Here is a 15,848-nt window from a genome sequence, read left to right as displayed (position 1 = left end):
GTCACACGGGCGGCTCGACGGGAGAGCGCGTCAGGCGAGAGCCTCGGTCAGCTGGGCGAGGCCGTCGGCGCGGTCGCGCAGATGCAGGCGGAACACGGGACGGCCGAGCGACCGGACCACCCGCAGATCGCCGAACGCCTGCGCGAGCTGCAGCTCGCCGAGGGTGTACGGCCTCCCCGGCACCGGGACGTCCTCGGCGACGGTACCGGTGACCTGGAGGAACGTCCCGTTCTGCGGGCCGCCCTTGTGGTACTGGCCGGCCGTGTGCAGGTAGCGTGGCCCCCACCCGAACGTGACGGGCGCCGGATTCCTGCGGACCTTGGCGCACCGCGCCGCCAGCAGCGGCCGCAGCCCCGCCGCGGCCGCGTCGCCGCGGCGGTCCAGGTACGCCAGGACGGCGAGGTACCCGCCGTCGGGGACGTCCTCAAGGATGACCTCCAGCGCCTCGGTCAGCGTCTGCGCGCCGCGCAGGGCGCCCTCGGGGGCGTGCACCTCCACGGCTTCCGAGACCAGCTCCGGCGGCCTCCGCACGACCGTGGGGGCGGTGCCCTCCTCCGACCGCAGCAGCGCCGCCGTGGCGTCCACCGACTCGGCGACGTCCGGCTCGTCGAACGGGTCGACGCCCAGCACGCGCGCCGCGACCGCCGCCGCGTACTCCCACAGCAGGAACTGCGCGCCGAGCGGGCCCGCGACGTTCACCCCCGCCTCGCGGCCGGGGCCCGGCTCGTCCAGCCGGCGGCCCAGGATGACGCGCCGCAGGTCGCTCGCCAGCTCGAAGCCGGGCGCGTCGGCTCCCTCCACCACGACCGGCAGCAGGCCCTTGCCGTCCTTGCCCAGCGCGCCGCCGATCAGCTGCTCCGCCCACCCGGCGAAGCCGTCCAAACCGGAGCCGTGGTCGGCGATGACGAGCTTGTCGCGGGCGCCGAGCGCCGAGGAGGCCAGCGCCGCGCCCAGCGCCAGGGCCGGATTGTCGTAGGGCTGCCGGAGCGTCGGCGTCAGCCGGGACGCCTCGTCCAGCAGCACGTCCACGTCGACGCCGGCGAGCGCGGCCGGAACCAGCGCCCGCGCGCCGAGCGCGCCGAAACGCCCGTCGACGTCGGGTTCGGCGTGGACGAGGTGATGGCCGACGTCCCGGGCCGCGCGTTCCAGCGCGGACCCCTCGTCCGCCACGACGACGAACCGGTGCGCCAGCTCGGCGCCGCCCAGCCCCGCCTCGGAGAACGCGCGCCCGAAGACGCGCCGCAGCGATTCCGCCTCGATGCTCTCGCCCACCACGACGACGACCGTCCGGTGCAGGTCGCCCGCCAGGACGCCCGACACCTCGTGCGGATCGGCGGTGTCCAGGACGATCAGCTCCGCCGGCTCCGCGGCGGACCGGAACGCGGACATGAACATCGCCTCGGCGGCGACCGCGGGGCCGCCCGCGGCCACCAGCACGATCCGGTCGAGCCCGGCGGCACGGGCCTCGCCCGCCGGCTCGGCCAGCAGGCCCGCCAGAGACCGCGAGGTCTCCGGCAGGCCCAGCCAGCCCAGCCGGCGGGCGGCCAGCGGGGCCGCGTCCGGCCCCCACAGCTTCGCGTTGCCGGACGTCAGCGAGCCCGGCACGCCGTCGGAGACGAGCCGGTCCAGGACCGTCTCGCTCTCGTCGACGACGGCGCCGCGGATGGTGACCGAGATCCCCCCGGCGGTCACCACCGAGGTCACGCGCCGGCCCTCTTGGAATCCAGCTCGCCGGTGATGGAGTCGAGCAGCTCCTTCCACGACACCGCGAACTTCTCGACGCCCTCGTCCTCCAGGACCTTCACCACGTCGTCGTAGTCGACGCCGGCCTCCTTCAGCGCCGCCATGTGCGCGCGGGCGTCGTCGTAGGCGCCCCTGACGGTGTCGCCGCGGACCTGGCCGTGGTCGGCCTCGGCCACCAGCGTCGCCTCCGGCATCGTGTTGACCGTGCCCGGCGCGACCAGCTCGTCCACGTACAGCGTGTCGTTGAGGTCCGGGTCCTTCACCCCGGTGGAGGCCCACAGCGGACGCTGGGGACGGGCCCCGGCGTCCTTCAGCGCCTTCCACCGGTCGGTGCCGAACTTCTCCTCGTACAGCGCGTACGCGAGGCGGGCGTTGGCGAGGCCCGCCTTCGAGCGCAGCGCCTTCGCCTCCTCCGAGCCGATCTTGTCGAGCCGCTTGTCGATCTCGGTGTCCACCCGGCTGACGAAGAACGACGCCACCGAGGCGATCTTCGACAGGTCGTGACCGTTCTCGCGCGCCTTCTCCAGCCCGGCGAAGTAGGCGTCGATGACCTCGCCGTAGCGCTCCAGCGAGAAGATCAGCGTCACGTTCACGCTGATGCCCTCCGACAGCGCCGTCGTGATCGCCGGCAGGCCCTCCCTCGTCGCCGGGATCTTGATGAACAGGTTCGGCCGGTCCACCAGCCACCACAGCGCACGCGCCTCGGCGACCGTCCGGCGGGTGTCGCGGGCCAGCCGGGGGTCCACCTCGATCGACACCCGGCCGTCCAGCCCGTCCGTCCGGTCGTACACCGGGCGCAGCACGTCGCAGCCCCAGCGGATGTCGTAGGTGGTGATCGCGCGGGACGCCTCCTCGACGTCCACGCCCCGCACCGCCAGGTCGCGGACCTGGTCGTCGTAGGCGGTGCCCTTGCTCAGCGCCTTCGCGAAGATCGTCGGGTTGGACGTGACGCCGACGACGTGCTTGTCCTTGACGAGGTCCGCCAGGTTGCCCGTCCGCAGCCGCTCACGGCTGATGTCGTCCAGCCAGATCGACACGCCCTCGTCCGAGAGCCGCTTCAGAATGTCACTCATCGATACTCCTCGTCACGGTCCTAGTTGCCGGTGGTCTCGCCTCGCCCGGCGTGCTTGACGCCGGCCTTGATCAGGCTGGCCTTCGCCGCCGCGACGACCCGCTCGGAGGTGATGCCGAACTGCAGGAACAGCGTCTTGTAGTCGGACGACGCGCCGAAGTGCTCCAGGCTCACCGACTCGCCGGCGTCGCCGACGTAGGCGCGCCAGCCGAGCGCGACCCCGGCCTCCACCGACACGCGGGCGCGCACCCCGGGCGGCAGGACCTCCTGCCGGTAGGCGTCGGACTGCGCCTCGAACCACTCCACGCACGGCATCGACACGACCCGGGTCGGGGTGCCCTCCGACTGCAGCGCCGCCCGGGCCTCCAGCGCGAGCTGGACCTCGCTGCCGGTGGCGATGATGATCACATCGGGCCGGCCGCCGTCGGCGTCCGCAAGCACGTAGCCGCCCTTGGCGACGCCCTCCGCGGACGCGAGTTCGCCGCCGCGGTCGAGCGTCGGCAGGTTCTGCCGGGTCAGCGCGATGCCGGCCGGGCGGTCGGTGTGCCCCAGGATGGTGCGCCACGCCACCGCCGTCTCGTTGGCGTCGCCCGGCCGGACGACGTCCAGGCCCGGGATGGCGCGCAGCGCCCACAGGTGCTCGACCGGCTGGTGGGTCGGGCCGTCCTCGCCGAGGCCGATCGAGTCGTGCGTCCACACGAACGTGACCGGCAGCTTCATCAGCGCCGCCAGCCTGACCGCCGGGCGCATGTAGTCGCTGAAGATCAGGAACGTGCCGCCGTACGGGCGGGTCCCGCCGTGCAGGGCGATCCCGTTGCAGATCGCGCCCATCGCGTGCTCGCGGACGCCGAAGTGCATCGTGCGGCCGTAGCGGTGACCGGGGAACTCCTTGGTCTGGAACTCCTCGGGAATGAAGGACGGCTCGCCCTTCATCGTCGTGTTGTTGCTGTCGGCCAGGTCCGCCGAGCCGCCCCACAGCTCGGGCAGCACCGGCGCCAGCGCCGCCAGGATCTCGCCGGACGCCTTGCGGGTCGCGACGGCGCCGCCGGCGTCGAACTCCGGCAGGGCGCCCTCCCACCCGTCCGGCAGCGTGCGCGCCGTGATCCGGTCGTACTCGGCCGCCCGCTCGGGATCGGCCTCCCGCCACGCGTCGAACGACTTGCTCCACTCGGCGTGGTCGGCGCGGCCGCGGTCGCAGACCTTGCGGGCGTGCGCCAGGACGTCCTCGGGGACGTGGAACGACTCGGCCGGGTCGACGCCGAGGATCCGCTTGGTCGCGGCGACCTCGTCGGCGCCGAGCGCCGAGCCGTGGATCTTGCCGGTGTTCTTCTTGTTCGGCGCCGGCCAGCCGATGATCGTCCGCAGCGCGATGAACGACGGGCGGGACGTCTCGGCCTTCGCCGCCGCGAACGCCGCGGCGAGCGCGGCGACGTTCTCGGCGTAGTCGCCGTCCTCGGTCCAGTCGACCCGGTGGACGTCCCAGCCGTAGGCCGCGTAGCGGGCCTGCACGTCCTCCGACATCGCGATCGCCGTGTCGTCCTCGATCGAGATGTGGTTGTCGTCATAGAGCAGCACCAGGTTGCCGAGCCGCTGATGGGCCGCCAGCGCGCTCGCCTCGTGGCTGATGCCCTCCTGGATGTCACCGTCGGACGCGAACGCCCAGATGGTGTGGTCGAAGGGCGACTCGCCCTGCGGCGCGTCCGGGTCGAAGAGGCCGCGTTCGCGGCGCGCCGCCATCGCCATCCCGACGGCGTTCGCGACGCCCTGCCCCAGCGGGCCCGTGGTCGTCTCCACGCCCGCCGTGTGCCCGAACTCGGGGTGGCCGGGGGTGAGGCTGCCCCACTTGCGCAGCGCCTTCAGGTCGTCCAGCGTCATCGGGTAGCCCGACAGGTAGAGCTGGATGTAGAGGGTCAGGCTGGAGTGCCCGCAGGAGAGCACGAACCTGTCCCGGCCCGGCCAGTGCGGATCCGTCGGGTCGTGCCGGAGGAACCGCTGGAAGAGAAGGTGGGCGGCGGGCGCGAGGCTCATCGCCGTCCCTGGGTGACCGGAGCCCGCTTCCTCGACCGCGTCCATGGCGAGAACGCGGATCAGATCCACCGCCCGCCGGTCTTGGTCGGACCACTCGAACGTGCTGTTGTCCCTGCTCACGGAACGCCAGGCTCCTCTCGAACCGGTGTGTTACCACTCTGTAGATTGTGCCGCCGCCACGGCCGGGCACGGCACGGCTCGTCACGCGATCGGTCTTCCCGCTGGCCCCGTGCGGCCGCGTCCGCGGCCGGCGAAGATCATGCCGCGCCCCCAGCGAGCCTATCGCGAGGGTGGGCCGCCGCAGGCTGGCACGAGGCGCCGCGTCCTCGGGGGGTTGCGCCGCTTCATGCACCCTTGCCCGAACGCCCTGAGGGCTAACCCCCCGCATGGGGGATCCCACGGGGGATCCGGAGGCGTTCCGCGAAGCGGTCCTTCCGCGGGACGCTCCGGACACCTGCCCGGCCCGTGCCGGAGCGCTGCGGCGCGCGGCGCGTCAGGTGACCCGGTGCGCGGCCTCCGGAGGGGTCGGACTACAGTGAGGGCGCGGTTGACGACAGCGGCCGCGGCAGCAATACCGAAGCCGAAGTTGCACACGCCGAGGCCGGCCCGGATCGCGGGGGCGCCGCCGAGGCTGTACGCGATTTCCCATCCCTAGTTGGACGTGGACCCGATTGTGACGGTGCTCAGCAACAAGCGCGGGGTCGAGATCGACGCGGAACTCGACCAGGAACTCGCCGCCGGTCAGTTGACCGATGGCGGGTGGGGCCCGGAGGACGGTGGGCCGGGGGCGCCCGTGGTCTCCCTGGTGCCGCTGCCCGCCGAGCAGGCCGCCCCCAGGACGATCGGCGCGAGCATACGCGCCTACGTGGCGCTGACCAAGCCGCGCGTCATCGAACTGCTCCTGATCACCACCATCCCGGTGATGTTCCTGGCGGCCGGGGGCGTCCCGCCGCTGTCCACCGTCCTGCTGACGCTGGCGTTCGGGACCATGTCCGCCGGCGCCGCCAACGCGATCAACTGCTACATCGACCGCGACATCGACGCGAAGATGCGCCGCACCCGGCGCCGCCCGCTGGCCCGCCACCAGGTCACCCCGGCGCGCGCCCTGACCTTCGGGGTCACGCTCGCGGTGCTGTCCACGGCGGGTTTCCTGCTCGCCGTCAACCCCGTCGCCGCGGCCGGGTCGCTGTTCGCGATCCTCTTCTACGTCTTCGTGTACTCGCTGCTGCTCAAGCGGCGCACGTCCCAGAACGTCGTGTGGGGCGGCATCGCCGGGTGCATGCCCGTCCTCATCGGCTGGGCCGCGGTCACCGGCGGCGTCGCCTGGACGCCGCTCGTCCTGTTCGGCGTCGTGTTCCTGTGGACGCCGCCGCACACGTGGACGCTCGCCATGCGCTACCGCGAGGACTACGCGGTCGCCAAGGTCCCCATGCTGCCGGTCGTCGCCACCGAGCGGCGCGTCGTCACCGAGAGCCTCGTCTACACCTACGCGACGGTGGCCTGCTCGCTGCTGCTGTGGCCGGTGGCCGGCATGGGCCCGATGTACGGCGCCGTCGCGGTCGTGCTCGGCCTCGTCTTCCTCGCCGAGGGGCACCGGCTGCTGAAGGCGGTGCGCGCCGGGGTGACCGGCGTCCGCCTGCGGCCGATGCGGTTCTTCCACCTCTCCAACGTCTACCTGGCGCTATTGTTCACGGCCGTGGCCGTCGACCCGATCCTGCACTGACCACGCCTTTCCCGGCGGACGGTGACCGTCCGTGACGACCCGGGCTTAGCGGTTCACGCCACCTGCCGTTACGCTTCGCGTCATGGCGCGTGTGGACCCCAAGGCGGTGCTCGAAGGGCGGATCCCCGGCAGGCCCCCGGTCGGCCTCATCATCGGCATGACCGTGTCCGGGCTGTGCGCCGTGATCGCGCTCGGCGTCACCGCCATGTACGGGGGAGCGGGCTTCTGGGTGGGCGCGCTGCTCGCCATCGTCCCGATCCCGGTGCTCATCGCCCTGGCGCTCACCCTCGACCGGCTGGAGCCCGAACCGCCGCGCGCTCTGGCGTTCTCGTTCATGTGGGGCGCGGGCGTCGCCGTGCTCGGCGCCCTGGTGCTCAACACCGCCGGCCTGCTGTACGTGACCGTCCCCATCTTCGGCGAGTCCGAAGGCCACTTCGTCAGCGCCACCTTCGGCGCCCCCGTCATCGAGGAGACGCTGAAGGGCGCCGTCCTGTTCGGCATGCTCTGGTTCCGCCGCAACGAGATCGACGGCTTCGCCGACGGGATCATCTACGCCGCCATGGTCGGCCTCGGCTTCGCCATGATGGAGAACATCACCTACTACATGCGGGCGTTCGAGGAGGGCGGCACACAGCAGCTCGGGGCCGTGTTCATCCTGCGCGGCCTGATCATGCCGCTCAGCCACCCGCTGTTCACCTCGATGACCGGGCTCGGCGTCGCCTACGCCGCCACGCACCGGCGGGGCCAGTTCGTCGCGCCGCTCGCCGGGCTGCTCGGCGCGATGATCCTGCACGGGCTGTGGAACGGCTCCGCGTCGCTCGGGCTCGGCGGCCTCGGCGTCGTCTACGCGCTGGACTTCTGCATCCTGGTCACCCTGATCGTGGTCGTGTTCGTCGAACGGCGGGGTACCGTCCGCCGCATCGAGATGTACCTGCCGACGTACGCCGCGACGGGCCTGGTGACGCCGCAGGACATCCGGATGCTGCGCTCCCTGCCGTCCCGCCGCGCCGCCCGCCGCTGGGCCCGCCTCGTCGGCGGCCCGCCCGCCGGGCGCGCCATGACGGACTACCAGCTCGCGGCGACGGAGCTGGCGCTGCTGCACAAGCGCGCCGACCGCGGCGTCGCCGACCAGCGCTGGTTCGTCACCCGCCGCGACTCGCTGCTCAACCTGATGTCGCTGGCCAGGCAGGCGTTCCTGCGCACCCCGCCGCGCCCCGGGGCGAACCGCGCGGCCGGCCCGCCGTGGGCGGCGCAGGGCCCGTCCGGATTCCTCCCGCCCCGCCCGCCAGGCCCCTACGGACGGTGACCGGGGGCCGGATCACGACCACCGGAACCCGGCCATACGATTGGTGCCGTGGCAGAGCGACAGTCGTCCAACCTCCCGCTCCGGATCTGGAACGCCGTGTGGCGTCCGACCCCCGGGTCGCTGCGGCTGCTCGCGCTTCTCGGCGTCGTCGGCAACATCGTGATCGTCGTCAGCGGCGGCGCCGTCCGCGTCACCAAGTCGGGGCTCGGGTGCCCCGACTGGCCCCGCTGCTCCGGCGACAGCCTCGTCCCGACCCACAATCCCGAGCACCACGTGCTCAACATGTCGATCGAGTTCGGCAACCGGCTGATCACCTTCGTGGTGCTGGCCGCCGGCCTGCTGGTGTTCATCGCGGCGCTGCGGCTGCGGCCGCGCCGCGGGGAACTCGTGTGGTGGGCGCTGGCCCAGCCGATGAGCGTCGTCGCGCAGGCCGTCATCGGCGGGATCGTGGTGCTCACCGAACTGCACCCGGCCGCCGTCTCCCTGCACTTCCTCGTCTCCCCGGCCCTGCTCGTCTTCTGCGTGGCCCTGTGGATCCGCGCCGGTGAAGGCGAGGCCCCGCCCCGGCGGCTCACCGGGCCCGGGACGCGCCTCCTCACCGCCGCGCTCCTGGTGGCCTGCGCGGCGGTGCTCGTCGCCGGCACCGTCGTCACCGGCACCGGCCCCCACGCGGGCGACGCGGACTCCCGCCGGTACGGCTTCGACATCACCGACGTCGCCCGCATCCACAGCGTGCTGGCCTGGGTCACCACGGCCCTGACGGTGATCGTGCTCGTCGCGCTGTACCGCACGGGCGCCCCGGCCGCCGCGCGCCGCCGCGCGCACGAGCTGACGGCCCTCATCGTCGTCCAGGGCGCCGTCGGCTACCTCCAGTACTTCCTTGGCGTCCCCGAGGGCCTGGTGCTCCTGCACATGCTCGGCTCCGTGCTGATGTGGATCGCGGCGTTCCGCCTCTTCTTCGCGCTCCGCGACCGCGGGCCCGTCCCTGCCGCGGAACCGCTCCAGGCTCCCGCCCCGAAGGCCGAATCGCCCCAGCCCGCCTGACGCCGCCTGCTCGGGGAGACGCGTCACCGCTTCCGGAGGAAGTCGCGCAGGCGGTCCAGCGGCCAGGTGTTGATGACGTCGTCGGGGGTCAGCCAGCCGCGCTGGGCGGTGCCGACGCCGTAGCGGATGTTGCGGTGGTGGCCGACGGAGTGGGCGTCGGTGTCGACGGAGAACTTCACGCCGAGCCGCTTGGCGCGGCGGATCAGGTCGGCCGGCAGGTCGAGGCGGTCGGGGAACGAGTCGATCTCCATGGCGGTGCCGGTGCGGGCGGCGGCGCGGAACACCTCGTCCCAGTCGGCGTCGACCGGGGGCCGGCGGCCGATGCTGCGGGCCGTCGGGTGCCCGATGACGTGGACGTGGGGGTTCTCGCAGGCGCGGACCAGGCGCCGGGTCATGGCGTCCTGGTCCTGGGTGAAGTGGGAGTGGATCGAGGCGACGCAGACGTCGAACCCGGAGAGGAAGCCGGCGTCCCAGTCGACCTCGCCGTCCGGGTCGATGTTCAGCTCGGTGCCGTGCAGGAGCGCCATGCCGGGGTACTCGCGCTGCAGCTCCGCGACCTGGTCGCGCTGGGCCAGCATCTTCTCGTCCGTCATCCGCTGCATGAACAGGTTGGGCGCGTGGTCGGTGATCGCGTAGTACTCCAGGCCGCGGGCGTGCGCGGCGGCGACCATGTCGTCCAGGGAGGCGATGCCGTCGGTGAGGTCGGTGTGGCTGTGCAGGTCGCCCCGCAGGTCCTCGACGGTGACGAGCCGGGGCAGCCCGTCCTTCAGGGCCGCCTCGATCTCGCCGGTGTCCTCGCGGAGGGTGGGATGGACCCAGGGGAGGCCGAGCCGCTCGTACACCTCCACCTCCGTCTCGGAGACGATCAGCTCGTTCGACTCGGCGTGGAACAGGCCGTACTCGGACAGCTTGAGGCCCGCCTTCACGGCGATCTCGCGGGTGCGGATGTTGTGGGCCTGCGACCCCGTGAAGTACTGCAGGGCCGCGCCCCAGGACTCGGGCGGGACGACGCGCAGGTCGACCTGCAGCCCCTTGGCCGTGCGGATCGAGGTCTTCTTGTCGCCGCTCGCGATGACCTCGGCGACGAACGGCAGCGCGGTGAACGCCTCCATGATCGGGTGCGGGTCGCGGGAGGCCGCCAGGACGTCCACGTCGCCGATCGTCTCCCGCATCCGGCGCAGGGACCCGGCGTGCTCGCAGCGCTCCACCTGGGGCAGCGCGGACAGCACCTCGACGATCTCGTCGGCGACGCCGGCGGCGGCGTCGAGCAGCACCCGCTCGCCGGAACTGCGCATCAGATCGATGCCGTGGAGGATGTTCTCCTCGGTCTTGGCGCCGAAGCCCTTCAGGCCGCGCAGCCGGCCGTCGCGGATCGCGGTCTCCAGCTCGTCGACCGAGGAGATGCCCAGCTCCTCGTAGACGGCCAGGGCCTTCTTCGGGCCGAGGGTGGGGATGGCCGTCAGCGCCCTGACCCCGGCGGGGATCTGCGTGCGCAGCTCCTCCACCTGCCGGATCGTGCCGGTGGCGGTGTAGTCGAGGACCTTCTTCGCGATCGCCTCGCCCACGGTCGGGATCTTGCGCAGCCCCGCGAGATCCATGCCGGAGATGTCGTCGGGATGGCCCGCGATCGCCCGCGCGGCCTTCTCGTACGCCCTGACCTTGAACGCGTCGCCGCCCGTGATGGACAGCAGATCGGCCAGTTCCTGGATGAGGGCCGCAGCCTCGTCGTTAGCCCGTGACATACCGCCGAGTCTAGAAGCCGGGTACGACGTTCCCGATGTTCAGCGGCATGATCGCCGGCGGGTCAGCGCAGCGGCGCGAGGGGACCGCCCGGGTTGTCCATCCGGCCCCGGACGACCTCGTCGGAGATCGCGGCCACCTCGTCCTCGGGCAGGCGCCGGTACCCCTCGCCGGTGACGACCGCGACCGTCGGGTAGATGCGCCGCGCCGGGTCGGGCCCGCCGGTGGCGGTGTCGTCGTCGGCCGCGTCGTAGAGGGCCTGGACGCAGACCGTCGCGGCGTCCTCCAGGGAGAGGTCGCGCCGGTAGAGCTTCTTCAGGGCGCCCAGCGCGTACGGGGAGCCCGAGCCGTCCGCGTGGTAGTCACGGGCCTCCTGCGGGGAGCCGGTGATGTCGTAGGTGTAGATACGGCCCTCGCCGGTGTCGGGGTCGTACCCCGTGAGCAGCGGGACGACGGCGAGGCCCTGCAGCGCCTGGGCGAGGTTGGCCTGGATGACGGCGCCGAGGCGGCGCGCCTTGCCCGGCAGCGACAGCGGGACCGTCTCCATCTTCTCGTAGTGCTCCAGCTCGACCTGGAACAGCCGGACCATCTCCAGCGCCAGCCCGACCGTCCCCGCGAACGCGACGGCGGAGTACTCGTCGCCGCGCTGCACCTTGTCCAGCTCGCGGTAGGCGATGCGGTGGCCCTGGGTGGCGCGCCGGTCGCCGGCCATCATGACCCCGCCCGGGAACGTCAGCGCCAGGACGGTCGTGCCGTGCGGCAGCTCCGGGAGGTCCCCGGCGTGCGGGACCCGGTTCACGGGCAGCAGCTCGGGGGAGTGCAGGCGCAGGAGGTCGACGAACGACGCCGACCCCGCCTCGAAGAACTCGGGCGGTATCCCCTGGTCCTCGGTCCGGCCGATCACGGCGGCTCCTCTCCCCTCGCTGATGATCCTCGCGCTCCGATCCTTCCACGCCGCCCCACGCACCTGCCACCGCTCACGCCTGTCGCTTGTGGGGGGCGCCCCCCACACCCCCGATTTCGCTCCGCTCAGGCCTCTGGTGCCTCCGGCGGGTCCTTCTGCCCACGGGTGGCGCCCGCGCAGGCGACGATGACGCAGCAGATCGCGACCCACTGGCGTCCGGTGAGGATCTCGCCGAGCAGCGCCATCCCGACCAGCGCGGCGACGGCGGGCTCCAGGCTCATGAGGACGCCGAAGACGCGGGCGGGCATCCGCCGCAGCGCCTCCAGCTCCAGCGAGTAGGGGATCACCGACGACAGCAGGCCGACGCCGAGGCCGATCAGCAGCAGCTGCGGGTCGAGCACGGCGGGACCGGCGGACGCGACGCCGATGGGCAGCATGGCGGCCGTCCCGACGATGCTGGCCAGCGCGAGGCCGCTGGAGCCGGAGAACCGCTTGCCGGTGGCGGCGGTGAGCAGGATGTAGGCCGCCCAGCACGCCCCCGCCAGGAGCGCGAACGCGATGCCGACGGGGTCGAGGGAGCCGGTGCCGCCCCTGGCCAGCAGGATGACGCCCGCACCCGCCAGGAGGGCCCACAGCCCGTCCCGGGGACGCCGGGACGCGCCGATCGCCACCGTCAGCGGCCCGAGGAACTCGATCGTCACCGCCACGCCGAGCGGGATCCGCGAGAACGACTGGTAGATCGAGAAGTTCATCAGCGCCAGCGCCAGCCCGAAACCGGCGGCGATGGCGAGGCTGGAGCGGGAGTGGTCGCGCAGAACGGTCCGCAGCGCCTTGCGCGCCAGGAACCCCAGCACGATCGCCGAGGTCAGCAGCCGGATCGTCACGACGACGCTCGGCGGCATCCGGTCGAACAGGTGCTTGGCGAGGCCCGCCCCCGTCTGCACGGAGATGATGCCGAACAGGATCAGCGCGGGCGGCGGCACCGACCCCAGCGACAGGATCCGGGCACGGCCGGTCGCCCGGGACGCCCCGCCGCACGACCCGGGCGCCTCAGCGAGTGCCATGGACTACTCCCATTTGAAGAAGCGCGCGGCCAGGGCGAGGCCCGCGACGGCCCACACGGTGAGCACGAGCAGGGGCCCGCCGGGCAGCGCCGCGCCGTCGCGCAGGACGTCGCGCAGCCCCTCGGCCAGGGCCGAGATGGGCAGCAGTTCCAGGGCGGCCTGGACCGGTCCGGGGAATTCGTCCAGGGGGAAGACGACGCCGCCGACGGCCAGCAGCAGGATGTACACGAGGTTCGCGGCGGCGAGGGTGGCCTCGGCGCGCAGCGTCCCCGCCATGAGCAGGCCGAACCCGCTGAACGCGGCCGTGCCGAGCAGCAGCAGGACGAGGACCGAGAAGGGATCGCCGTGCGGCCGCCAGCCGAGCGTCAGCGCCATGCCGCAGATCACGGCCGCCTGCACCGCCTCGACGGCGATCACGGTGAGGGTCTTGGCGGCGATGAGCCCGCCGCGCGGCAGCGGCGTGGCGCCGAGCCGTTTGAGGACGCCGTAGCGCCGCTCGAACCCGGTCCCGATCGCCTGGCCGGTGAACGCCGTGGACATCACCGCGAGCGCGAGGATGCCGGGCGTGAGGAAGTCGACGCGGCGGCCGTCACCGAGGTCCAGCAGGGACGTGGCGCTGAACAGGAACAGCAGCACCACCGGGATGATCAGCGTCAGCAGCAGCTGCTCGCCGTTGCGCAGCGTCGTGCGGAACTCGTAACCGGCCTGGGACAGGATCATCCGCGGCAAGGGGACGGCGGCCGGCGCCGGGGTGAGGTCCAGCGGCGCGGGGCCGCGGGGCGCGGCCTTGTGCGGGGTGGTCACGGGCGCAGCTCCCGTCCGGTCAGCTCCAGGAAGACGTCCTCCAGGGTGCGGCGCTCGATCCGCAGGTCCTCGGCCATGACGCCGTGGGAGGCGCACCAGGCGGTGACGGTGGCCAGCAGCTCGGGCCGCACGTCCGCCTCGATCAGGTAGTGGCCGGCGGGCGACTCCTTGGCGGCGCAGCCGGCGGGCAGCGCCGACAGCAGCTCCTCCAGGCCGAGGCCGGGGCGGGCGCGGAAGCGCAGCTGGCGCTCGGCGCCGGTCAGCTCCTCGGGCGCGCCGCCGGCGACGACCCTGCCGTGGTCGAGGATGACGACGTGGTCGGAGAGGCGCTCGGCCTCCTCCATGTTGTGCGTGGTGAGGACCACCGACACGCCCGCGGCCCGCAGTTCCTCGATGAGCCGCCAGGTGGCGTGCCTGGCCTGCGGGTCGAGCCCGGTGGTGGGCTCGTCGAGGAAGACCAGCTCGGGCCGCCCGACGACGGCGACGGCCAGCGAGAGCCGCTGCTGCTGGCCGCCCGACATCCGCCGGAACGGCGTGCGGGCGTGCTCGGTCAGGCCGAGCCGTTCCAGCAGGGCGGACGGGTCGAGCGGCGTCGCGTGGAACGAGGCGACGAGCTTCAGGAACTCGCCGGCGCGGGCCGTCCCCGGCACGCCCCCGGACTGCGGCATCACGCCCACCCTCGGCTTCAGCGCCCGCCCGGCGGCGACGGGGTCGAGCCCGAGGACGCGGACGGTGCCGGAGTCGGCGCGGCGGAACCCCTCGCAGATCTCGACCGTGGTGGTCTTGCCGGCGCCGTTGGGCCCGAGCAGCGCGGTGACGGCGCCCCGGGCGGCGCTGAGCGACAGGCCGTCCACGGCGGTCGCCGCGCCGTAGCGCTTGACGAGCGAATCCAGCTCGACGGCGCCGTCTCCGGGGGGTGTCATGGTGACGAGTTTAGAACCGGGGGACGACCACCCCGTGCCGGGTCCCGCCGGTGCGGCCGGTGAAGATCCGGTAAAGCCGCCGGGTGAACGCGGGTCCGGTGCGCCGGTGCGCCGCCGGCTCCGTTTCGCCCGCGTGAGCCGGGGGAATTGACGGCCTGTCGCCGGGCGGTCCCCGGCGACCTGGGGCTTCGCGGCACCGTGGCCGCGCCCCGAGGAGGTGGGGATGGCGTTCCACGTCGATTCGGAGGTCGGCCGGCTGCGGGGGGTCCTGCTGCACCGGCCGGAGCTGTCGCTGAAGCGGCTCACCCCGTCCAACGCCGCCGGCCTGCTGTTCGACGACGTGCTGTGGGTCAGGCGGGCGGTCGAGGAGCACGAGGAGTTCGAGGACGTGCTGCGTTCGCAGGGCGTCCGGACGTACCTGCTGCTCGACCTGCTGCGCGAGACGGTCGAGAACCCCGAGCCGCGCAAGCACATCCTCGACGCCGTCGTCGACCCGCACTGGTTCGGCCCGGTCGCCATCGACGCGATCCGCAACTGCTTCGACTCCATGGACCTGAACGACCTGGCCGCGTTCCTCATCGGCGGGATCACCAAGCGGGAGATGCTGGAGCGGATGCCCGAGCCGGCGTCCATCGCGTTCCACTCGATCGAGCCGGACGGGTTCATCCTGCCGCCGCTGCCCAACCACCTGTTCACCCGCGACACGTCCTGCTGGATCTACGACGGCGTCTCGATCAACACCATGCGCAAGAAGGCCCGGATGCGCGAGACGGTGAACATGGAGGCGATCTACCGGTGGCACCCGCTGTTCGCCGACGGCTACGCCCGCCCCGCGATGGGCGGGTTCCACGTGTGGAACCGGGGCATGACGATGGCGCCGGCGACGCTGGAGGGCGGCGACGTCCTGGTCATCGGGAACGGGGCCCTCCTGGTCGGGATGAGCGAGCGGACGCAGCCGCAGGCGGTCGAGATGCTCGCCCAGTCGCTGTTCGCCGCCGGTTCCTGCTCCCGGATCGTCGCGCTGCGGATGCCGCAGAAACGGGCGTTCATGCACCTGGACACGGTCATGACGATGGTCGACCACGGCGTGTTCACCACCTACGGGGGGCTCGGCCTGCTGCCGTCCCACACGATCGAGCCGGGGGACACCGAGAAGGAACTGAAGATCACCGACCATCCTCCGGAGGACATGTACCGAGCGATCGCGGCGGCCCTCGGCGTGGACGACGTCAAAGTGCTCACGCCGACGCAGGACGTGTTCGCCGCCGAACGCGAGCAGTGGGACGACGGCAACAACCTGCTGGCCGTCTCGCCGGGCGTGGTCGTCGCCTACGAGCGCAACGCGACGAGCAACAACCATCTGAGCGCGAACGGGATCGACGTCATCACCATCCGCGGCAGCGAGCTGGGGCGGGGGCGCGGCGGGCCGCGCTGCATGACCTGCCCGATCCAGCGGGACGCCTGACGGCCGCGGCCACCGGGAGATCGGGGCGGGGG

The 15,848-nt window shown here is 72.8% G+C and carries 12 protein-coding genes; 4 read left to right on the top strand and 8 right to left on the bottom strand.

What is annotated here, in order from left to right:
- Positions 1–30: 30 nt before the first annotated feature.
- The 3 genes from AB0C35_RS20305 to tkt are packed head-to-tail and all read right to left on the bottom strand — an operon-like array spanning position 31 to position 4,963.
- Positions 31–1,704: a glucose-6-phosphate isomerase gene (locus tag AB0C35_RS20305; protein ID WP_358457989.1), complete on the bottom strand. Its 1,674-nt coding sequence runs from the start codon at positions 1,702–1,704 to the stop codon at positions 31–33.
- Positions 1,701–2,816, bottom strand: coding sequence for a transaldolase (tal, locus tag AB0C35_RS20300; protein WP_358457987.1), 1,116 nt, complete (start codon positions 2,814–2,816; stop codon positions 1,701–1,703). The genes AB0C35_RS20305 and tal overlap by 4 nt, the downstream gene beginning before the upstream one ends.
- Before the next feature lie 20 nt (positions 2,817–2,836).
- Complete coding sequence (gene tkt, locus AB0C35_RS20295; RefSeq protein WP_358457985.1) at positions 2,837–4,963, bottom strand: transketolase; 2,127 nt, start codon at positions 4,961–4,963, stop codon at positions 2,837–2,839.
- Positions 4,964–5,636: 673 nt separating this feature from the next.
- On the opposite strand from tkt, the gene AB0C35_RS20290 reads away from it, so the two are divergent.
- The 3 genes from AB0C35_RS20290 (at position 5,637) to AB0C35_RS20280 (ending at position 8,916) form a co-directional block, all read left to right on the top strand.
- Positions 5,637–6,566, top strand: a complete 930-nt coding sequence (locus AB0C35_RS20290; RefSeq protein ID WP_358458176.1) for a heme o synthase — start codon at positions 5,637–5,639, stop codon at positions 6,564–6,566.
- An 82-nt stretch (positions 6,567–6,648) separates the two neighbouring features.
- A complete protein-coding gene (locus AB0C35_RS20285) occupies positions 6,649–7,872 on the top strand; it encodes a PrsW family intramembrane metalloprotease (protein WP_358457983.1) in 1,224 nt (407 codons plus the stop codon).
- Positions 7,873–7,920: 48 nt separating this feature from the next.
- Positions 7,921–8,916, top strand: coding sequence for a COX15/CtaA family protein (locus AB0C35_RS20280; protein WP_358457981.1), 996 nt, complete (start codon positions 7,921–7,923; stop codon positions 8,914–8,916).
- 23 nt (positions 8,917–8,939) lie between these two features.
- On the opposite strand, the gene polX is transcribed toward AB0C35_RS20280, so the two are convergent.
- The 5 genes from polX to AB0C35_RS20255 form a co-directional block, all read right to left on the bottom strand.
- Complete coding sequence (polX, locus tag AB0C35_RS20275; protein WP_358457973.1) at positions 8,940–10,658, bottom strand: DNA polymerase/3'-5' exonuclease PolX; 1,719 nt, start codon at positions 10,656–10,658, stop codon at positions 8,940–8,942.
- Between the two features lie 62 nt (positions 10,659–10,720).
- Positions 10,721–11,560, bottom strand: coding sequence for a proteasome subunit beta (prcB, locus tag AB0C35_RS20270; protein ID WP_358457958.1), 840 nt, complete (start codon positions 11,558–11,560; stop codon positions 10,721–10,723).
- 125 nt (positions 11,561–11,685) lie between these two features.
- Positions 11,686–12,624 carry an EamA family transporter gene (locus tag AB0C35_RS20265; protein ID WP_358457956.1) on the bottom strand — a complete coding sequence of 313 codons (939 nt, stop codon included), beginning with the start codon at positions 12,622–12,624 and terminating at the stop codon, positions 11,686–11,688.
- A 3-nt stretch (positions 12,625–12,627) separates the two neighbouring features.
- A complete protein-coding gene (locus AB0C35_RS20260; protein WP_358458174.1) occupies positions 12,628–13,344 on the bottom strand; it encodes an ABC transporter permease in 717 nt (238 codons plus the stop codon).
- 80 nt (positions 13,345–13,424) lie between these two features.
- Positions 13,425–14,351, bottom strand: coding sequence for an ABC transporter ATP-binding protein (locus tag AB0C35_RS20255; RefSeq protein WP_358457954.1), 927 nt, complete (start codon positions 14,349–14,351; stop codon positions 13,425–13,427).
- A 223-nt stretch (positions 14,352–14,574) separates the two neighbouring features.
- Between AB0C35_RS20255 and AB0C35_RS20250 the strand changes: the two genes are divergently transcribed.
- A complete protein-coding gene (locus tag AB0C35_RS20250) occupies positions 14,575–15,816 on the top strand; it encodes an arginine deiminase (RefSeq protein WP_358457952.1) in 1,242 nt (413 codons plus the stop codon).
- Positions 15,817–15,848 lie beyond the last annotated feature (32 nt).

It is taken from the genome of Spirillospora sp. NPDC048819, from assembly GCF_040650055.1.
Classification (GTDB): Bacteria; Actinomycetota; Actinomycetes; order Streptosporangiales; family Streptosporangiaceae; genus Spirillospora.
Note: the sequence above shows the minus strand (reverse complement) of the source record. Positions and strands in the feature narration are given on the sequence as shown.

Coding starts and splice junctions, on each gene's coding strand:
- AB0C35_RS20250 (WP_358457952.1), top strand. CDS start 14,575: ATGGCGTTCCACGTCGATTCGGAGGTCGGCCGGCTGCGGGGGGTCCTG.
- AB0C35_RS20285 (WP_358457983.1), top strand. CDS start 6,649: ATGGCGCGTGTGGACCCCAAGGCGGTGCTCGAAGGGCGGATCCCCGGC.
- AB0C35_RS20260 (WP_358458174.1), bottom strand. CDS start 13,344: ATGATCCTGTCCCAGGCCGGTTACGAGTTCCGCACGACGCTGCGCAAC.
- AB0C35_RS20265 (WP_358457956.1), bottom strand. CDS start 12,624: ATGGCACTCGCTGAGGCGCCCGGGTCGTGCGGCGGGGCGTCCCGGGCG.
- polX (WP_358457973.1), bottom strand. CDS start 10,658: ATGTCACGGGCTAACGACGAGGCTGCGGCCCTCATCCAGGAACTGGCC.
- AB0C35_RS20255 (WP_358457954.1), bottom strand. CDS start 14,351: ATGACACCCCCCGGAGACGGCGCCGTCGAGCTGGATTCGCTCGTCAAG.
- tal (WP_358457987.1), bottom strand. CDS start 2,816: ATGAGTGACATTCTGAAGCGGCTCTCGGACGAGGGCGTGTCGATCTGG.